Consider the following 17,669-nt stretch of genomic DNA (forward strand, 5'->3'; position numbering starts at 1 on the left):
GAACAGCATCAAAGAATTTATCAGCAGTGTGCAAGAAGTTGTTGAATTACTATCTAAACGTTTTATGTAAGCAAGTTAATTATCTTTTAGTTAATCAAACCTTTAGTTACCTCATCATTAGCGTTAATTGCATTTATTTTGCACAACGACCTTGAAATCAAGGTCGTTTTTTTTATTCAAAAACATTCTCAATAATTTCAGCGACAACAGCTGTACCTAACGCAACCAAGATAAGGTCTCGGCCACTCATTTTCCATTCATAACCGACATAAACAGGTAATTGTGCTAAAAACGCAGAGGGTAACGTTTTTTTTGCAATACCTGGAGGAAGTGGTTTTCCCCTGCTAATTTGTTTTGCAATACCTGGAGGCAAGCCACGATATCCTGTCAATCCATATTCAATGGCCAAAGGCCTTACATTGCCAAAGCTCACATTAAAACTAACATTTGCTTCCCGATGCTTATCGTAATACTTACTTGATTTGACATGCTTTGCCTCTTGATTATTATTTCCTTTATTTGAGTTATCTTTGTTCTGTTTCCCTTTGTTTCCATGAACTTGTTGATGTCCTTTGCCATTTCCTTGGCCTTGATTACCATTGGGGGATGAATTGGCGAGTAATGGGGTAAAAGCAATAATGGGCAATAAGATGTACTGCAAAAGAACAGAACAAATCGGCCTTTTAAATCGGTTCATAATAAATTCCTGCAAAGTTAATATAACATTAGGACATTTTGTAGAACATTATGCTTAGTTATAAAGACTCACAATCAGAAAATACTTATCACACGTAATGTTATGTAAATGTTACTTAATCACTCAAATTAGTGAGCGCGCTCCTTTATAATAGCTCTTATTGCCATTAATATTATTTTCATATATTAGACAATACTTAGAACTAGTAATAAGAATTAAGACGGAGTTTAATGTTGCTCCCCATGAATTTTCGTTGTAAATATGATAAGGTCATTCAGCCTATGATATTTTTATAAACAATTGTTCCTAACACTCTAAAGAAGGAGAAACCATGCAGCAGCAACTGCTAGACTGGGTACGTCAATTCAACCAAGATTACGCTGACCTTGCCTCTTTACTTATGGTGCTCGGTTTAATCCTTATCGTCGCCTGCGTATTACACTTAATTCTACATAAAATATTCCTTCCACAACTCGAAAAACGTGGGCAAAAAAGTGCAGGAACTTGGGTGCATTTAATCACTCAACATAATCTTTTTAATCGCTTCGCATTCGTGATCCAAGGTGTTGTAGTCAATATCCAAGCAACGCTATGGTTACATTCAGGCTCGACTGCCCAAGCCGTTTTAAAGGTTGGCTCACAGGCATGGTGCCTATTATTTGGCTTACTCACCCTTTATTCCGTTCTTGATATTATACTTGGTGTACTTCAACGTGCGGCCAAAACCGCGCATTTACCTCTTAGAGGAATATTTCAAAGTCTTAAACTGATTGCCACAATTCTAATTGGCATCATGATTATTGCACTATTAATAGGTAAATCGCCTCTGATTATTCTCAGCGGTCTTGGTGCAATGACAGCGGTCATGATGCTAGTGTTCAAAGACCCTATTATGGGGTTAGTTGCTGGGATACAACTTTCAGCCAACAACATGGTTAACATTGGCGATTGGTTAGAAATGCCTAAATACGGTGCTGATGGCGCTGTGGTTGATATTGGTTTAACTACGGTAAAAGTGCGTAACTGGGACAACACCGTTACGACCATTCCGACTTATGCGCTTATTTCTGATTCATTCAAAAACTGGAAAGGAATGACAGAATCAGGTGGACGCAGAATAAAGCGTAGTGTCCGCTTAGATGCCAGCAGTGTGCATTTTTTAACTTCTGAAGAAATCGCACAATGTATTAAGGCAAATTTACTTGAGCCCTACATCGAACAGAAAATATCTGAGATCCAAGTCTTTAATTCTAGCCTACCGGATGACAAAGCAGTTCCTTTGAATCAGCGTCGTTTGACAAATATAGGGACCTTCCGAGCTTATATTGAAGCTTATTTAAAATCACACCCTAATATTCACAAAAATATGACGATTATGGTCAGACAGCTAGAATCTGACTCAAATGGTATTCCAATCGAAATATATGCATTTACGAATACAACCGTATGGGTGGAGTATGAAAGAATACAATCTGACATTTTTGACCATATCTTTTCCATCCTTCCGCAATTTAATCTGATGGTACATCAATCACCTACCGGAAATGATGTTAGAATGATAGGCCATTTCCCAGAAAAATAACTAATACTAAGTGATTAGTTAAATTTCCTTATCCATCTACATCTAAAGTAGTATCGAAAGAGGGAGATATCCCTCTTTACGCTTACTTTTCCACCCAGCGTTATATAAAGAATAACATTTCGATAGTTAACAAAAACAAAACTGATCGATGCTCTAACAAACAAAAAACCCTTATAAATTAAATAAATACATTTCCTTTATCGTGGATAACATTGATGTAAGTCATGTAACTCTACAGGATCTTTTTTTAACATATAAAACAAGATAGTAATGTTGTTATTTACATATAGGCAATGTCAATGCATAAAAATAAAATAAATACTCAATTTGGAAAACTGAGCAGGAGGGAGTTTATACAAACCTCTGCAACCGTTGCGGGTGTCGCTGCTGTTGCTGGCTCAATCACTCTACCTTTTGCTGTACAAGCAAAAACACCAGCAATCATGCCTGACGAAGTCAGCGAAAAAATTAGCTATAGCGCATGCTTAGTAAACTGTGGTAGCCGCTGCCCATTGAAAGTTCATGTGAAAGATGGTGTTATCAGCCGTATTTCCAATGAAACGATGTATGACGACTCAACGTTAGGCGAACACCAAATTCGTCCATGTTTACGTGGCCGTTCAGTGCGTTGGAAAACCTACAATCCAGACCGTTTAAAATACCCAATGGTTCGTGTTGGTAAACGTGGTGAAGGTAAGTTTAAAAAGATTTCATGGGATGAAGCAACAACCATTATCGCTGAAAAATTAAAGTATACGATTGATAAATATGGAAGTGATGCCATTTATTATCAGTATGGCTCTGGGTCAACGGGTGCTAACTTACACGGCCGTGCAGCTTGTAAACGTTTATTAAGCTTAACTGGTGGTTTCTTGGGTGACTATGGTACATATTCATATGCTCAATTAATGGAAATCACACCTTATGTCTATGGTAGTGTAGAAGAATCCTATTTATCTGAAATCCAAAACTCTGACTTAGTTGTCATGTTTGGCCACAACCTTGCAGAAACGCGCATGTCTGGCGGCGGTCAATTCTACGAGACCCTCAATGCGTTAGATAAAAGCAAGGCAAAAGTGATTATCATTGACCCGCGTCGCACTGATAGCGTCACAACGCTTGGCGCTGAATGGATACCAATTTACCCCGGTACTGACGCTGCATTAGTTGCTGCTCTCGGTTATGTCATGATCGAAGAAGGCCTGACTGACGAAGAATTCCTGAACAACTATTGTGTTGGTTGGGATGAGTCTACCTTACCTGCTTCTGCACCACGCAATGCATCATATAAAGATTATATTTTAGGTAATGGGCCTGATGGCATCGCAAAAACCCCAGAGTGGGCGAGTAAATTAACGGGGATCTCCGTCGCACGCATTAAGCAACTTGCACGTGAAATTGGTAATGCCAATAGAGCATGGATCTCACAAGGCTGGGGCTTGCAACGTACCGAAAATGGTGAGCAAGCTTGTCGTTCAATCATGATGCTACCGTTAATGTCTGGGAACATTGGTCGTGCAGGAACGAACACCGGCCTGTGGGGTAATAGCTATGCTTATCCTGTTGCGGGATTTGCTTTACCTAACCCAGTCAAAGCCCTGATCCCAACTTATATGTGGTCAGAAGCTATTGTTCGTGGGAAAGAATTAACCGCAGAGAACGGTGGTATTAAAGGTGTCGATAAACTCAATAACGACATCAAATTTATGTGGTGTTACTCCAGTAATGTCATTGGTAACCAACATGGTGATTTAAACAAAACCCATGAAATACTTGCTGATGAGTCAAAATGTGAGTTCATTTTGGTGTGGGATAACCATGATACTCCATCCGCAAAATATGCAGATTTATTGTTACCGGATGTCACTACCGTTGAAACCAATGATTTAATCAATAACTCCTATGCAAGTGGTGCATACCACTATTTAGTTCGCCTACAAAATGCCATTGAGCCACTGTGGGAAAACCGCCCTAACTATGATGTATTAGCAGAAGTTGCTGAGAAAATGGGGGTAAAAGAACAATTCACAGAAGGCCGTACCTACGCCGAATGGATTGAGTTCTGTTATAACAAAACACGTGAAAAAATGCCTCATTTACCTGAATTCAGCGAAACTGACGGTGCGGGTATTATCGACCGTAAGTTCTTGAACAGTTCAGAAAATATTGCATTGAAGAAATTCCGTGATGACCCAATCAATAACCCATTGAAAACGCCGTCAGGTAAAGTGGAAATCTATTCGGAACAACTGGCTGAGCGTGTTAAAAATTGGGAGTTACCAGAAGGCCAACGTATCCCTGCTCTTCCTGAATATTGCGTCAATAAAGAAGGCGTTGAAGCCCAAGCAAGCCAACAGAAGCATCCGCTATTAATGACGGGCTTTCATGATAAAGGCCATGTGCATTCATCTTATTACAATGTTGCCATGCTCCGTGAAGCCATTCCGCATCAATTTTGGCTCAACCCAATTGATGCCCAGCAACGCGGCTTGAACAATGGTGACATGGCTGAAATATTTAATGATCGTGGCCGTATTCAAATTAAAGTGAAAGTGACAGAGCGTGTATTACCTGGTGTTATCGCTGTTCCACAAGGTGCATGGCGTACTCTCAATGAAGATGGGCTGGATATTGGTGGTTGTATCAACACACTGACCTCTCATGTTCCTTCGCCATTGGCTAAAGGTACCCCACAACATACTAACCTTGTTGAAGTTAAACGCGCTTAAGGAGTTAAATGATGAAACAATATGGCTTTTACTTTGACTCCACAAAATGCACTGGCTGTAAAACGTGTCAAGTCAGTTGTAAGGATGAAAAAGATTTAGATTTAGGTCCAAAATTCCGTCGTGTCTACGAGTTTGGTGGCGGAAGTTGGCAGAAGCAAGATGGTATTTGGCAGCAAAACGTCTTTAATTACTATCTTTCGATTTCATGTAACCATTGCTCAAACCCGACTTGTGTCGCAGGTTGCCCAACCGGTGCAATGCACAAACGTGAAGAGGATGGTTTAGTCGTAGTTGACCAATCTATTTGTGTGGGTTGCCGTTACTGTGAACTACGTTGCCCATATGGCGCACCACAGTTTGATGAGAAGAAAAAACTCATGACTAAATGTGACGGCTGTTATGAACGCGTCGCAAAAGGAATGAAACCAGTTTGTGTTGAATCTTGCCCGCAGCGTGCTTTAGATTTTGATGATATTAATGTTCTTCGTGAGTTACACGGGACAGAGTGTGGTATTGCGCCAATGCCAGACCCAAGCCTGACAAACCCAAATATTGTCATCAAACCACATAAAGATGCGAAGCCATTTGGCGATAAAAGTGGCGAATTAAAAAACCCTGCGGAGGTGTAAGATGCATGAATTACCACTCGTTTTTTTCACCGTCTTAGGACAGTCAGCTGCTGGGCTTTTTTTACTCGCTTATATCAGCCGTAAAATGGGGTCTATTGACGATAAACAGCTAAAAACTGCCAATATCGTTGCCTTTATTATTATGATAATTGGTTTGGGTATCGGTGGGTTACACGTTGGTCAACCACTACGCTTCTTCAATATGCTACTGGGTGTAGGCCGTTCGCCAATGAGTAATGAAGCGTTCTTAAGTGGCGTATTTGTTGGATGCGCTGCGGCAACGTTATTTTTCACTCTATTTTTCAAGCATACGTTATTGCGTGAACTGGCAAATATTGCCGCAGTAGTGTCAGGGCTTGCATTTGTTTGGTCAATACCTCAAGTGTACAACATCGCCACTATTGCTAACTGGGATACCGGTTATACCACACTGCAAATGTGGATGACGATGTTAGTCGGTGGCGGTGCGCTCGCGATTGCAATTGGTGCGCGTGGCTTAGGTATTGCTTCGTTCTTAATTGGTACTTTCGCTATTTTTGCAAGCCGTGCTGGTTACCAAGCGTTTTTAGCCGAAACCGGCCCCGCTCTTAGCGGTGAGCAAACAGGCTTCTGGGGCTTCCAAGTTGTCGTCTTAGCCATTGCTTTAGCTGCATTTGTTGGTATGACGTTAAAGCAACGCGTACCAAGAGCAACATTAGCAACGTGTGCGGCAGCTGTTTTATTAGCTGAACTTGCAGGCCGTATCGCATTCTATAACTTGTGGCAGATAACCATGTAAGGCATTGTTCTTACTATGTTATAATTTATTATTAAAGAACCCCGTTTGGGGTTCTTTGTTTAGTAATCCCACATCATCCTGCATCGATACAGTGACAGGAAATCAGATAATGATGTCATGCTTTAACGCGAAATAAGACGGATAAAATAATATGATTGATACGACAATGATCCGCATCCTTGGTGCGTTTTTCTACTACCCTCCGCAATCGGACACGTTACGAAACGTCTACCCTGTTTTGGGTGAAATCCCACAGTTACACTCATGGGAAAATCCAGAGCAAATTCAGGCGATTTGTACTTCGTTGTCACAAACACAACCTGATGATATCTCGTATGATTATTCTATCTTATTCGAAGGACAAGGTAGTATGCCAGCGCCTCCATGGGGGTCTGTATATCTGGAACATGACAATTCTGTTATGGGAGAATCAACAGCGGCTTATCGCCATTTTTTGCAAACCAAAGGGTTAGTGACTGACACCGGACTTCGTGAGCCTGAAGACCAATTTGGCTTAATGATGATGGCTGTTTCTGCTTTAGCGGAACAAGAGGACGACAGCGCCATTATAACGCTATTTGAACAACATTTATTACCTTGGGCATATCGTTATTTAGAACTGGTGCAGGAAAGTAAAACTGAGACAGCCTTTTACCCTAACCTTGCGCAGATCACTGAAATTTACCTCAAATCACTACAGTTAGAATTAGCATTATCGCCAATCCATGCTGAGTTATTTCGTTAAATGAAAAGCGAAACCAAATGAGCTTATTAAGTAAGATATGGGCTCATTTGGTTTTAACCTAAAAAGAAGAATTTGGCTCTTGTAAAAATGCAATTTCTTCTTGTGTAGATGGCCGACCTAAAATTTCATTACGGTGCGGATAGCGACCAAATTTGTCAATAATCGCTTTATGTCGCATTTCATAATCTAATGTGCTGTCATCACCCAGCATGCGAAAGAGTTCAACGGCCTGTAAATGAATAAAACTGGATTCAGAATGCATAAATGGCATTAAAACAAACTTGCGCTGTGATAACGTCAGGAGGTTATAATCATGTTGCTTAATCGCCTCTTGCGCTAGTGCTAAAGCCATCCCATCTTGAGCAAAAGACTTTGGCGTATCACGCCATAGGTTACGTGAAAACTGGTCTAGAACAATAATTTCCGCTAAACGGCCTCGAATAGATGCCCGCCAATACGCTAATTCACCCTTAGCTGCGCGTTCACAAACATGAGCAAATCGTTGTGCTATCGTCAAATCAAATTTAGCATTTTTTTCAAACCATTGTTTTGGTGTCGATTCCTCAAACCAAAATGAAAGTACTTCTTCCATGGAAGTCATGATTTATTCCTATCAGTTTTCTTATTAGAGGTTGTCATAATCCTAGTTAAAAATAGTCTTAATTGACAGGCTTGAGCTCTAACATCGGTTATTTGTAGATAATTATTTTATTTTTTTGCGATCTGACACCAAAAAACACTCGATATCGACAGGGTTATTTTAATAATATACAGCGTTATTTATTATTAAATCATTTAATTTCTACTTATAATAATTCGCAACTTTTTAATTCAAAAAGATTTGCTTTTTAGTGTGAATAAGAGAATTCATTATGTCTAAATACATACATTTGGTTAACTCAATGTTAGAATTTAACTTATAATGTGTGTGAATTAGAGAGCTACTTACAGTCATCACTTTTCAGCGGTTCATATTGGTTCTTATTAAGGAAGGCAATGTAAATGGCAGGACATATGGTACTCATTGGGTGGGCATTATGGGTGAGTCCTTGTGGCTCAGATTCATGTGATGCGTTACCTGTGACTGAAACTATTTTCACACAAGAACAATGTATTAGCCGAAAAGACTACCTAGAATCAAAACGGCCAAATCTCTATTTTCTATGTGGTGAAGTCTACCGCGATAGCAATGAAATGACCGCTGAAGAAAAACATGCCATTCCTGCGCCTCATCTTCCTCTAAGAACATTGCCTGAACGACTTTCTCGTTAGTTTGAGCTAATTCCTTTAGCTCAAACTTAAGCCAACCAAACTAAACAATTTCAGCTATTGGGCTCTCTGCTTCAACAAAATCCCCTTTAATCGCACAGTGTTTCAACGTTCCTGCTCGGTGTGCAACAATTTGAACTTCCATTTTCATCGCCTCCATGACACCGATTATATCCCCTTCAGAAACATTATTTCCGTGAGGGATCAGCCAGTTAAATAATAGCCCAGAGATAGGTGCATTGACCGCATCTGGGTTATGAATTATTTGAGGAGCTGAATGGGTTGCAGCTGAACTATTGACTGAAAAGCCAGAAAACAGTTGTGTAGGTAAACCCAATTCGCAACGCTTTCCATCGATTTCAATAAAAGTGCGTGTCATTTCAGCAGGCGATAGTGGAATTTGCCGTTTTGCAGGTGGAATTTCCACATTAAATTCGGTCTCTATCCAACGCGTATGTACGCTAAAATTATCACAAAAATCAGCTTGTTCCATTACCGCTCGGTGGAATGGTAATACGGATGCAACGCCTTCAATATTAAATTCAGCCAAAGCACGACGTGCACGCAAAATGGCTTGCTCTCGTGTACTACCCACGACAATTAATTTCGCCATTAACGAATCAAAGGTACCCGGTATTGTTGTTCCCGCTGTTACACCACTATCGACACGAACCCCCGGCCCCGTTGGTGCATCAAAAACCGTAATAGTGCCAGGTGTCGGTAAAAAACCGTTTCCAGCATCTTCTGCATTAATACGAAATTCAAATGCATGCCCCCGAGGAGTCGGCATCTCATTAATACTTAAAGGTAAACCTTCTGCAATTCGCAATTGCTCAATCACTAAGTCAATACCTGCGGTTTCCTCTGTGACTGGGTGCTCAACTTGTAAGCGCGTATTCACTTCTAGAAATGACAACGTGCCATCTTGGCTTAGCAAAAACTCAACGGTTCCGGCTCCCACATAGCCCGCTTTGCGGCAAATATCCGTTGAAGCTTGAATGATTTGCTGCTGTTGACTCTGAGATAAAAAAGGGGCTGGCGACTCTTCAACCAGTTTTTGATTACGCCGTTGTAGTGAGCAGTCACGAGTCCCCACCACCAGCACGTTACCATGCGTATCCGCAATAACTTGGGCTTCAATGTGCCGAGGGTTATGTAAAAATTGTTCAATAAAACATTCACCCCGGCCAAATGCAGCGGTCGCTTCGCGTACTGCTGAGTGATAAAGTTCTTCAACTTCATGGAGTTGCCAAGCTACTTTTAGCCCTCGGCCACCACCACCAAATGCCGCTTTAATAGCAATAGGTAAGCCGTGTTGATGAGCAAATTCAAGGACTTCCTGTGCACTATTCACAGGATCTTTTGTGCCAACCACTAGCGGTGCACCGACTTGCATTGCAATATGGCGAGCTTGAACCTTATCCCCTAGTATATCAATGCTATTTGCGCTCGGCCCAATCCAGATTAACCCTGCGGCTTCAACTGCACGCGCAAACTCAGCCCGTTCAGATAAAAAACCATACCCTGGATGCACCATGGTTGAACCTGACTGCTGAGCGATACTAATCAACTTTTCAATATTTAAATAACTTTCTGCTGGCGAGTTTCCCCCAAGCCCGTAGGCTTCATCAGCCATTGTGACGTGGAGAGCGTCAATATCGCTGTCCGCATAAACCGCAACAGACTGGAAACCATAATCACGACATGCACGGATAATACGAACTGCAATTTCGCCTCGATTAGCAATCAATACTTTATGTTTTTTGTTGTTATTCATTTTCATAAGCACAATGGCTCCCTTGTAGTACTTTAAATTCACCGAGTGGATTAAAACGTATTTTGGCATTCACAGGAATTTGCCCTGCTAAATCCAAATGATATTCACATACCGCGCCAATAACGGGATAGCCGCCTGTTAAAGGGTGATCATTGAGAAACAAAACCGGCTGGCCATTTGCGGGGACTTGAATAGCGCCAATGCAAGTTCCTTCGCTCGGTAGCTCCTGTAATTGTTCGCGCTCTAACGGTTTTTCACTAAATAGCCGCAAACCTATTCGGTTTGATGACGCTGTTACTTGCCATAATTGGCTCGTTAGTTGCTCAACAGCTTGTTTTGTAAACCAATCCGCTCGGGGTCCTAATACAACATCCAAAACCACCACATCGTTTTCTGTTGGGTAATCAAAAGCAGGCGCCTCATATAATGAAACGGCTAATGGAGATGAATTGCTGTTAACCGTGAGTGTTTGGCCCGCCGTGATTGGGGCTGGACCAACTTGCGCTAATGTATCAAACGAGCAGCTCGATAAAATAGGCTCTATATTGAAACCACCTCGGACAGCGAAATAACTACGAACTCCTTTGCTCGGGCGGCTCAGTTTGATGGTGTCGCCCTTTGCTAAATGAATCGGTTGATAAGTGTCAACTTGATATTGCTGGTCTTCTGCTGTGATAACGTCAATAGTACAAGGCGCTCCAGTCACTGCAACAATGAGGTCTTTGTGAACTTGAGCCTTAAACCCACCTTGCGTTATCTCTAAAACGGCAGAATCTGATTTATTCCCCACAATACGGTTTGCACTACGTAATGCCGATTTATCCATACCGCCTGATTCAGAGATCCCCAATGCCGATTGGCCTATACGCCCTAAATCTTGAAATAAAACCTGTAACCCCGTCGCTAAAACTGTTAAATCAGCACTGACATTCTTAGCATTTTTTTCAATACTTACTTTCGCTGGCATGCTATAGCTAATTTGGCTTTTCGCGGCATCGACAAAGTTGACCCGCATGCCTGCTTGAACGAGTGCAGGTTCAGGTCGATTGATATCCCACATTAATAGTTCAGTCACACCAATTAGCTGCCATCCCCCTGGGCTAGCTTGTGGGTAAACGCTGCTAAACTCTCCAGCTAAGGCAACCGACCCCGCAGGGATGCGTACTCTTGGCGATTGACGTCTTGGGACGTTCAGCTTAGCTTCTTTCGAAACCATGTAACCAAAACCTGGGGCAAAACCGCTAAATGCAACCTGAAATTCATTTTCTGTATGACGACGTATTACTTCCGCAGTGGATATCCCTAAATGCGCTGCAACATCGGGTAAATCCTCGCCATTGTAGTGAACAGGGATAGTAACCAATTTACTAGCCTTGCCGACGACCGCCGACACATCTCTAAGTGATATCTTTTCAACCAAATCATTCACATTTGTCTTGATCGGGTTATAGTGAATTAAAATTGTCCTCGCTGCTGGCGTTATTTCGTCAATCCCATAAATTGGCATTTCTGTTAAGGAATCAGTCAATGCCATTGTTTGTTCAAGACTTTCCAACTCCACCATAAAGGCACTTAAATTGACGGGTAAAAATCTCAATTGGCACCTCTATATGTGATATGCGGCATCAGGTACATCTGTAATAAACATGTAACCGGGTGCATGGCTTAATGCGAATGGAACCCCTGATTTCATTACTGCAGCTTGAGGTGTGACACCACAAGCCCAAAAAACGGGAATTTCGCCCTCTTCAATGCGAACCGCATCACCGAAGTCAGGTTGCATAATATCCGTAATACCTAATTGTTCTGGTGCGCCAATATGAACAGGTGTGCCATGCACGGCAGGGAACCTACCCGTGATACTCACTGCATCAGCCACGCGATTTGCAGGTATTGGTCGCATTGAAACTACTAATTCGCCTTGTAAACGCCCTGCTGGGCGACAAAGGCGATTGGTCTTATACATCGGAACATTCGATTTATCCGTGATATGCCGTATATCAATACCGGCTTCAATCATTGGCGTTTCGAATGTAAAACTGCAACCAATTAAAAAAGTGACTAAATCAGGATGTTGTTGATAGATTGCTGTCGCATCCGTAATTTCATCAATTAATTGTCCTTTTTCCCACACACGGTAACGTGGGATATCCGTGCGTAAATCGGCACCTTCAGCTAGGACAGTTTGCCAGCTCCCTGCTTCACATACGTCTAAAACAGGGCAGCTCTTTGGGTTACGCTGAGCATATAATAAGAAGTCAAATGCCCAGTCACGTGGCAACGCAATCATGTTGGCTTGAGTCATACCCGGGGCAAGGCCTGCTGTTGGTTTGTCATATCCTTCGCGGATAGCTTGCCGTGCAAGACGAGCAGCTTCGATGGCCTGCAGTGATGCTTTCATTAGCTGTGTCATTCACGGCCTCCTTTGTGGGAAAAACCATAAATTTCAATACCTTGTTTTTCTAATACGGCTCGCACCTGTTTCGCCATTTCAAGGGCGCCAGGGCTATCCCCATGAACACAAATCGACCCAGCGTCAACAGGTGTAAATTTTCCATCAATCGACATCACACCGCCTTCCATGACCAACTGCAACATACGGTCTGCAACTATCTGTGGGTCATGTAATACTGAACCGGCTAATTTTCGGGACACTAATGTGCCATCGCTGTTATAAGCTCTATCAGCAAAAGCTTCTGCGACCACATTTAAGCCACATTCTCTAGCCCACCCAATTAATGGTGACCCTGCTAACGCCACTAATATCAATCGCTTATCAATCGCTAATATCGCATCAATCACAGCCATTGCTTGGCGTTTATCATGAGCAATCGTGTTATACAATGCGCCATGAGGTTTAACATATAAAACTTGTGTCCCTGCTGCGGTTGCTAGCCCTTGTAATGCACCAATTTGGTAAATCACGTCTGCGGTTAATTCATTCGATGCAATATCCATATTACGTCGACCAAAACCCACTAAATCGGGATATCCCACATGAGCACCAACAGCAACCCCATTTTCTTTTGCGGCTTTAAGGGTTTTTAATATCCCTTCTGGTGAACCCGCATGGAAACCACAAGCAATATTCGCACTGCTAACAACAGGCAGAATGTCGGTATCATTGCCCATTTCCCATTGTCCAAAACTTTCCCCAAGGTCACTGTTTAAATCAATCTGCTTTTTCATGATCACTCCTTGAGTTATTTCAGATAATTAAAAATTGTACCGACAGACATTGCCCCCATATACCAAGTGAGTGCACAGGTCACGACACCAGACCATAATAGCCAACGCGGATAATGATAGCCCGACATTAAATCTGAGCGTTTCCAACCGATATAAACAAATAAAGTTAAACCAATAGGTAAAATTAGCCCATTGAAACCACCAGCAAAAACCAATAATGCCGCAGGGGCTGTTCCCATGAATAAATAGACAACCAGAGAAACTGCGATAAATATGATAGTTGCGACATTACGTTGCCTTTCTGTGATAGAAGACTTAAATGCCGTTAAGAAGCTCATTGAGGTATAAGCCGCACCAATTACACTGGTGAGTGCCGCAGCCCATAGAATTAAACCAAAGATACGTAAACCAAAGTTACCTGCGGCAGCCTGAAATGCTTGAGATGCTGGGTTGGCCGCATGACCAGAAATATCAATAGTCACACCACTTGCGACTACACCTAAGATAGCCAAAAACAAAATATAACGCATCAGCCCAACAACTAGGATACCTTTTGTGGCTGCGCTAGAGACAACTTTAATGTTTTCAATACCAACAGCGCCTTTATCCAATAAACGGTGAGCACCTGCATAACAGATATATCCCCCGACAGTGCCCCCAACAATGGTGGTTATCATGGCAAAATCAACTGTGTCAGGTAATACGCTTTGACGTAATGCTTCCCCAACAGGTGGGTTTGATGCGATAGCGACAAATAAAGTTAAGCCGATCATCACTACGCCTAATCCAATAATCAACCGGTCAATAAACGTACTGGCCTTACGGGAGGAAAATATATAAATTGCTAATAATGCGCTAATCAAGCCCCCCCATTTGGGGTCTAAGCCGACTAAGGCATTGAGCCCTAACCCTGCGCCTGCAATATTACCAATATTAAAAATTAGTCCGCCGAAAATAACTAATACCGCTAATAAATAACCACTCCCAGGAATTGTGGCATTCGCAATTTCTGATGAGTGCATTTTAGTCAGGGTAACAACTCGCCATATGTTTTGCTGAACAATGAAGTCAATCACAATAGACGCTAAAATTCCGAAGGCAAAAGCAGCCCCTAATGTCACGGTAAAAGTCGCAGTTTGTGTGATAAACCCAGGCCCAATGGCTGAAGTTGCCATTAGAAAAATTGCGCTTATCAGTGATGAACGACGACTTTTCACATATTCAGCAGTAGTTGGTGCACTTTCATGAGCTGCCATATGCATACTCCTCTAATAGTTATTGTTTTAATTATTGATGTGGTTGTTGATCTAGTTGTTGATGTCACAGTCACTAAGGCAATTATCGTGCCATTGTTCTACTTGTTAGCCGTATTGTTAATTCATTTTTAATAAATTGTTGAACAATTAGTATTGAATGATGAATAAACAATCAATAAAAATCGTAATTGTTCGTTTAAAAATCAAGACGAGATCACTTTTTTAACAATTTTGACTCACAAGCCATATCACTTACCAAGCAAATCGCACCAAATTGGTGCAATAAATTCTAATTTCACTATTCTTGTGCAAATACAGGGGGAATGTGGTAAAGAGAAATGAAACTTGCTGCTATAATTTGAATATGTGAATATAACGGCTCATTGCCTCTGAGACTAAAATTATCCTTTATTATGAAAAAACAACCTGTTGCCCAAACTTTATCTGTTTCTATTGCAGAAGTTATACGTCATAAGATAACAATTGGGGAGATCACACCAGGTCAACGCTTATCTGAAGCGGCATTAAGTGAAGAACTCGATATTTCTCGAAATACATTACGGGAAGTATTTCGTGTACTCACGCAGGAAGGTTTATTAACTTATGCTCCAAATAAGGGCGTATTTGTCTCAGTACCAGATATGGCTGCCATTATCGATATTTATCAAGTTCGCCGACTTATTGAGTGCGATGCACTAACTCATGCATATGCCATGCATCCATCAGTTCAAAAAATGAAAGATGCAGTTCAAGAAGCTAGAGAACATGAAAAGACAGAGAACTGGGTGGGTGTAGGCACTGCAAATATGAAATTTCACACTGCCATTGTCGAACTATCTGACAGCGAACGCCTAATTAAATTATACCGTAATGTGTCTGCTGAGTTACGACTGGCCTTTGGTCACCTCAATGACCCTAAAATTTTATATGCCCCCTATATTGATAAAAACCATTCTATTCTTAATTTATTAGATTCAGGCAAAAATATAGATGCAGCCAATATGTTACGTGGTTACTTAGATCTCTCTGAACGCACACTGCTCGCAGCATTTAAACGGAAACAATCTGCCGTTTGAGTTGCTTGACGTTTTCTTTTTCATTATTTAACTCACCCACTTCTAACTAATTTCATTATATAAATTTGAGTGAGAAGCCATTTATAGAAATCCTTTAATATTTCAATATCATCCATTCATCTAGCTATATCTAAGTTAAACTTTAATTAACTAATTAAATCTAACAATTTAAATATAAAATCACATTCAGTCGTATATTCGATAAAAATAAAGAGTTGCAGTCTATTTTTCGCTCAATCTAGTTTTGTTTGCAAAAAACAAACAGTGCAAAAACAATACCATTAACAATTTTGGAATATTTATCAGATTTACTTTTAGAAACACCTTGCAATTAAAAATCACTTATTCATTCACACTCCCACCATTTATTTTACATAAATAACCATAATTACCTTATTTATTAACAAAATAAACACATTTATATAGATCACTCATTGAAATTACTCAAATTAATCGAGTTATTAGTTGTAGTTTTACCGAATATTCGATATAAAATTTATGATAATAAAAACACATACATAAAAATTATTAATATAAATGAGATTTAATTATGACATTAAACCAAGTGACTAAAAAAAAACCGTTTAAATTTGGCCTAGGATGGCAAATATTACTTGCTCTTATTTTAGGTGTTATTGCTGGAGCGCTTTTACATGATAATTCAGAGTACAAAGATTGGTTGATTTTAAATATTCTTTCCCCGGCGGGTAAAATATTTATTCAGTTAATCAAAATGATTGTTGTTCCTATCGTTATATCAACGTTAATTGTTGGGATCGCAGGGGTTGGTAATACCAAACAACTCGGTTCTCTTGGTTTCAAAACTATCCTTTATTTTGAAATTATTACTACAATTGCCATTATCGTCGGTATTTCTTTTGCCAATATATTCCAACCAGGTGTTGGTATCGACATGTCGCAATTAACACAAGTCGATATTTCACAATATGAAAAAACCACTCAAGAAGTTGAAAGCCACCCTTCAGGGATCATTAATACGATCCTAACTTTAGTGCCAAGTAATATTTTTGCTGCTATGGCAAGTGGTGACATGCTGCCAGTCATCTTTTTTGCTGTGTTATTTGGTTTGGGGCTTTCTTCTTTACCTTCTGAGAAAAAACAGCCTCTACTCAATGTATTACAGACTTTCTCTGAAACCATGTTCCGTGTAACGAACATGATTATGATGTATGCTCCAATCGGGGTTTTCGCATTAATATCTGTTACCGTCGCTAACTTTGGTTTCTCATCCTTAGTGCCTCTGTTGAAACTTGTTATACTCGTCCATTGTGCAATTCTATTTTTTGCAGTAGTAGTATTAGGATTAGTCGCCCGTTATTGCCGAATAAATATTTTTACTTTAATGAAAATATTGAAAGATGAGTTATTACTCGCTTATTCAACAGCCAGTTCTGAAACCGTACTTCCTCGTATTATGGATAAAATGGAGAAATATGGAGCGCCTAAATCAGTAACAAGCTTTGTTATTCCAATAGGTTATTCATTTAACTTAGATGGCTCAACATTATACCAAAGTATTGCCGCTATTTTTATTGCCCAACTCTATGGTATCGAGCTCTCTATTGGGCAAGAACTTATCCTAGTATTTACGCTCATGATCACGTCTAAAGGTATTGCGGGTGTCCCTGGCGTTTCATTTGTTGTTCTTCTTGCCACACTAGGAAGTGTAGGTATCCCACTAGAAGGGCTTGCATTCATCGCAGGTGTAGACCGTATTCTAGATATGGCACGTACCGCACTTAACGTTGTAGGTAACGCCCTAGCCGCTCTTGTTATTGCCAAATGGGAACATAACTATGACGATAAAAAAGCTCGTGAATATGAAAAAAGCTTTTAGTTTATTCTAACGTAACTCTATATTAGAATAGCCTTCCACTAACATCGTTATTGAAGGCTATTCTATTTTTACGTATTTTACTTA

At 40.6% G+C, this 17,669-nt stretch carries 16 protein-coding genes; 9 read left to right on the plus strand and 7 right to left on the minus strand.

Translation table 11 applies throughout. From position 1 onward, the window contains the following. Positions 1-172: 172 nt before the first annotated feature. Positions 173-697 (minus strand): anti-virulence regulator CigR family protein, encoded by a 525-nt coding sequence (locus tag PSF67_RS05460; RefSeq protein WP_210847988.1) that lies wholly within the window; start codon positions 695-697, stop codon positions 173-175. Between the two features lie 331 nt (positions 698-1,028). On the opposite strand from PSF67_RS05460, the gene PSF67_RS05465 reads away from it, so the two are divergent. The 5 genes from PSF67_RS05465 to PSF67_RS05485 all read left to right on the plus strand — a co-directional run bounded on the left by PSF67_RS05465 (position 1,029) and on the right by PSF67_RS05485 (position 7,160). Continuing rightward, positions 1,029-2,279 carry a mechanosensitive ion channel family protein gene (locus PSF67_RS05465; RefSeq protein ID WP_166264607.1) on the plus strand — a complete coding sequence of 417 codons (1,251 nt, stop codon included), beginning with the start codon at positions 1,029-1,031 and terminating at the stop codon, positions 2,277-2,279. A gap of 299 nt (positions 2,280-2,578) precedes the next feature. Then, positions 2,579-5,008, plus strand: a complete 2,430-nt coding sequence (locus PSF67_RS05470; protein WP_102137677.1) for a DMSO/selenate family reductase complex A subunit — start codon at positions 2,579-2,581, stop codon at positions 5,006-5,008. An 11-nt stretch (positions 5,009-5,019) separates the two neighbouring features. Continuing rightward, a complete protein-coding gene (locus tag PSF67_RS05475; RefSeq protein ID WP_125891252.1) occupies positions 5,020-5,637 on the plus strand; it encodes a DMSO/selenate family reductase complex B subunit in 618 nt (205 codons plus the stop codon). Position 5,638: 1 nt separating this feature from the next. Continuing rightward, positions 5,639-6,415 carry a dimethyl sulfoxide reductase anchor subunit family protein gene (locus PSF67_RS05480; protein ID WP_102137675.1) on the plus strand — a complete coding sequence of 259 codons (777 nt, stop codon included), beginning with the start codon at positions 5,639-5,641 and terminating at the stop codon, positions 6,413-6,415. Between the two features lie 151 nt (positions 6,416-6,566). After that, positions 6,567-7,160, plus strand: a complete 594-nt coding sequence (locus PSF67_RS05485; protein WP_102137674.1) for a TorD/DmsD family molecular chaperone — start codon at positions 6,567-6,569, stop codon at positions 7,158-7,160. A gap of 58 nt (positions 7,161-7,218) precedes the next feature. Here PSF67_RS05485 and PSF67_RS05490 read toward each other — a convergent pair whose 3' ends face one another. Further along, on the minus strand, positions 7,219-7,761 hold the full coding sequence (locus PSF67_RS05490) for a DUF924 family protein (protein ID WP_231068723.1): 543 nt from the start codon (positions 7,759-7,761) through the stop codon (positions 7,219-7,221). Positions 7,762-8,162: 401 nt separating this feature from the next. Here PSF67_RS05490 and PSF67_RS05495 point away from each other — a divergent pair, with 401 nt between their 5' ends. Further along, complete coding sequence (locus PSF67_RS05495) at positions 8,163-8,432, plus strand: hypothetical protein (protein ID WP_102137672.1); 270 nt, start codon at positions 8,163-8,165, stop codon at positions 8,430-8,432. 40 nt (positions 8,433-8,472) lie between these two features. On the opposite strand, the gene PSF67_RS05500 is transcribed toward PSF67_RS05495, so the two are convergent. From PSF67_RS05500 to PSF67_RS05520, 5 genes are read right to left on the minus strand one after another with little or no spacing between them, the layout of a single operon-like run. Next, complete coding sequence (locus PSF67_RS05500) at positions 8,473-10,212, minus strand: acetyl/propionyl/methylcrotonyl-CoA carboxylase subunit alpha (RefSeq protein WP_210847985.1); 1,740 nt, start codon at positions 10,210-10,212, stop codon at positions 8,473-8,475. Further along, complete coding sequence (locus PSF67_RS05505) at positions 10,199-11,803, minus strand: 5-oxoprolinase/urea amidolyase family protein (protein ID WP_195697385.1); 1,605 nt, start codon at positions 11,801-11,803, stop codon at positions 10,199-10,201. Before PSF67_RS05505 ends, PSF67_RS05500 begins: the two co-directional genes overlap by 14 nt. Positions 11,804-11,812: 9 nt before the next feature. Further along, positions 11,813-12,619 (minus strand): putative hydro-lyase, encoded by an 807-nt coding sequence (locus tag PSF67_RS05510; protein ID WP_102137670.1) that lies wholly within the window; start codon positions 12,617-12,619, stop codon positions 11,813-11,815. Beyond that, positions 12,616-13,395, minus strand: a complete 780-nt coding sequence (locus PSF67_RS05515) for a LamB/YcsF family protein (RefSeq protein ID WP_272676612.1) — start codon at positions 13,393-13,395, stop codon at positions 12,616-12,618. The genes PSF67_RS05510 and PSF67_RS05515 overlap by 4 nt, the downstream gene beginning before the upstream one ends. Before the next feature lie 14 nt (positions 13,396-13,409). Beyond that, positions 13,410-14,651, minus strand: coding sequence for an NRAMP family divalent metal transporter (locus tag PSF67_RS05520; RefSeq protein ID WP_102137668.1), 1,242 nt, complete (start codon positions 14,649-14,651; stop codon positions 13,410-13,412). Here PSF67_RS05520 and PSF67_RS05525 point away from each other — a divergent pair, their 5' ends adjacent. From PSF67_RS05525 to gltP, 3 genes are all read left to right on the plus strand, one after another. After that, on the plus strand, positions 14,652-14,783 hold the full coding sequence (locus tag PSF67_RS05525) for a hypothetical protein (protein WP_256372923.1): 132 nt from the start codon (positions 14,652-14,654) through the stop codon (positions 14,781-14,783). Positions 14,784-15,064: 281 nt separating this feature from the next. Next, positions 15,065-15,727: a GntR family transcriptional regulator gene (locus PSF67_RS05530; RefSeq protein WP_102137667.1), complete on the plus strand. Its 663-nt coding sequence runs from the start codon at positions 15,065-15,067 to the stop codon at positions 15,725-15,727. 550 nt (positions 15,728-16,277) lie between these two features. Next, positions 16,278-17,585: a glutamate/aspartate:proton symporter GltP gene (gltP, locus tag PSF67_RS05535; RefSeq protein ID WP_102137666.1), complete on the plus strand. Its 1,308-nt coding sequence runs from the start codon at positions 16,278-16,280 to the stop codon at positions 17,583-17,585. Positions 17,586-17,669 lie beyond the last annotated feature (84 nt).

The sequence above is a fragment of the Providencia sp. PROV076 genome (assembly GCF_028483405.1).
Classification (GTDB): domain Bacteria; phylum Pseudomonadota; class Gammaproteobacteria; order Enterobacterales; family Enterobacteriaceae; genus Providencia; species Providencia huaxiensis.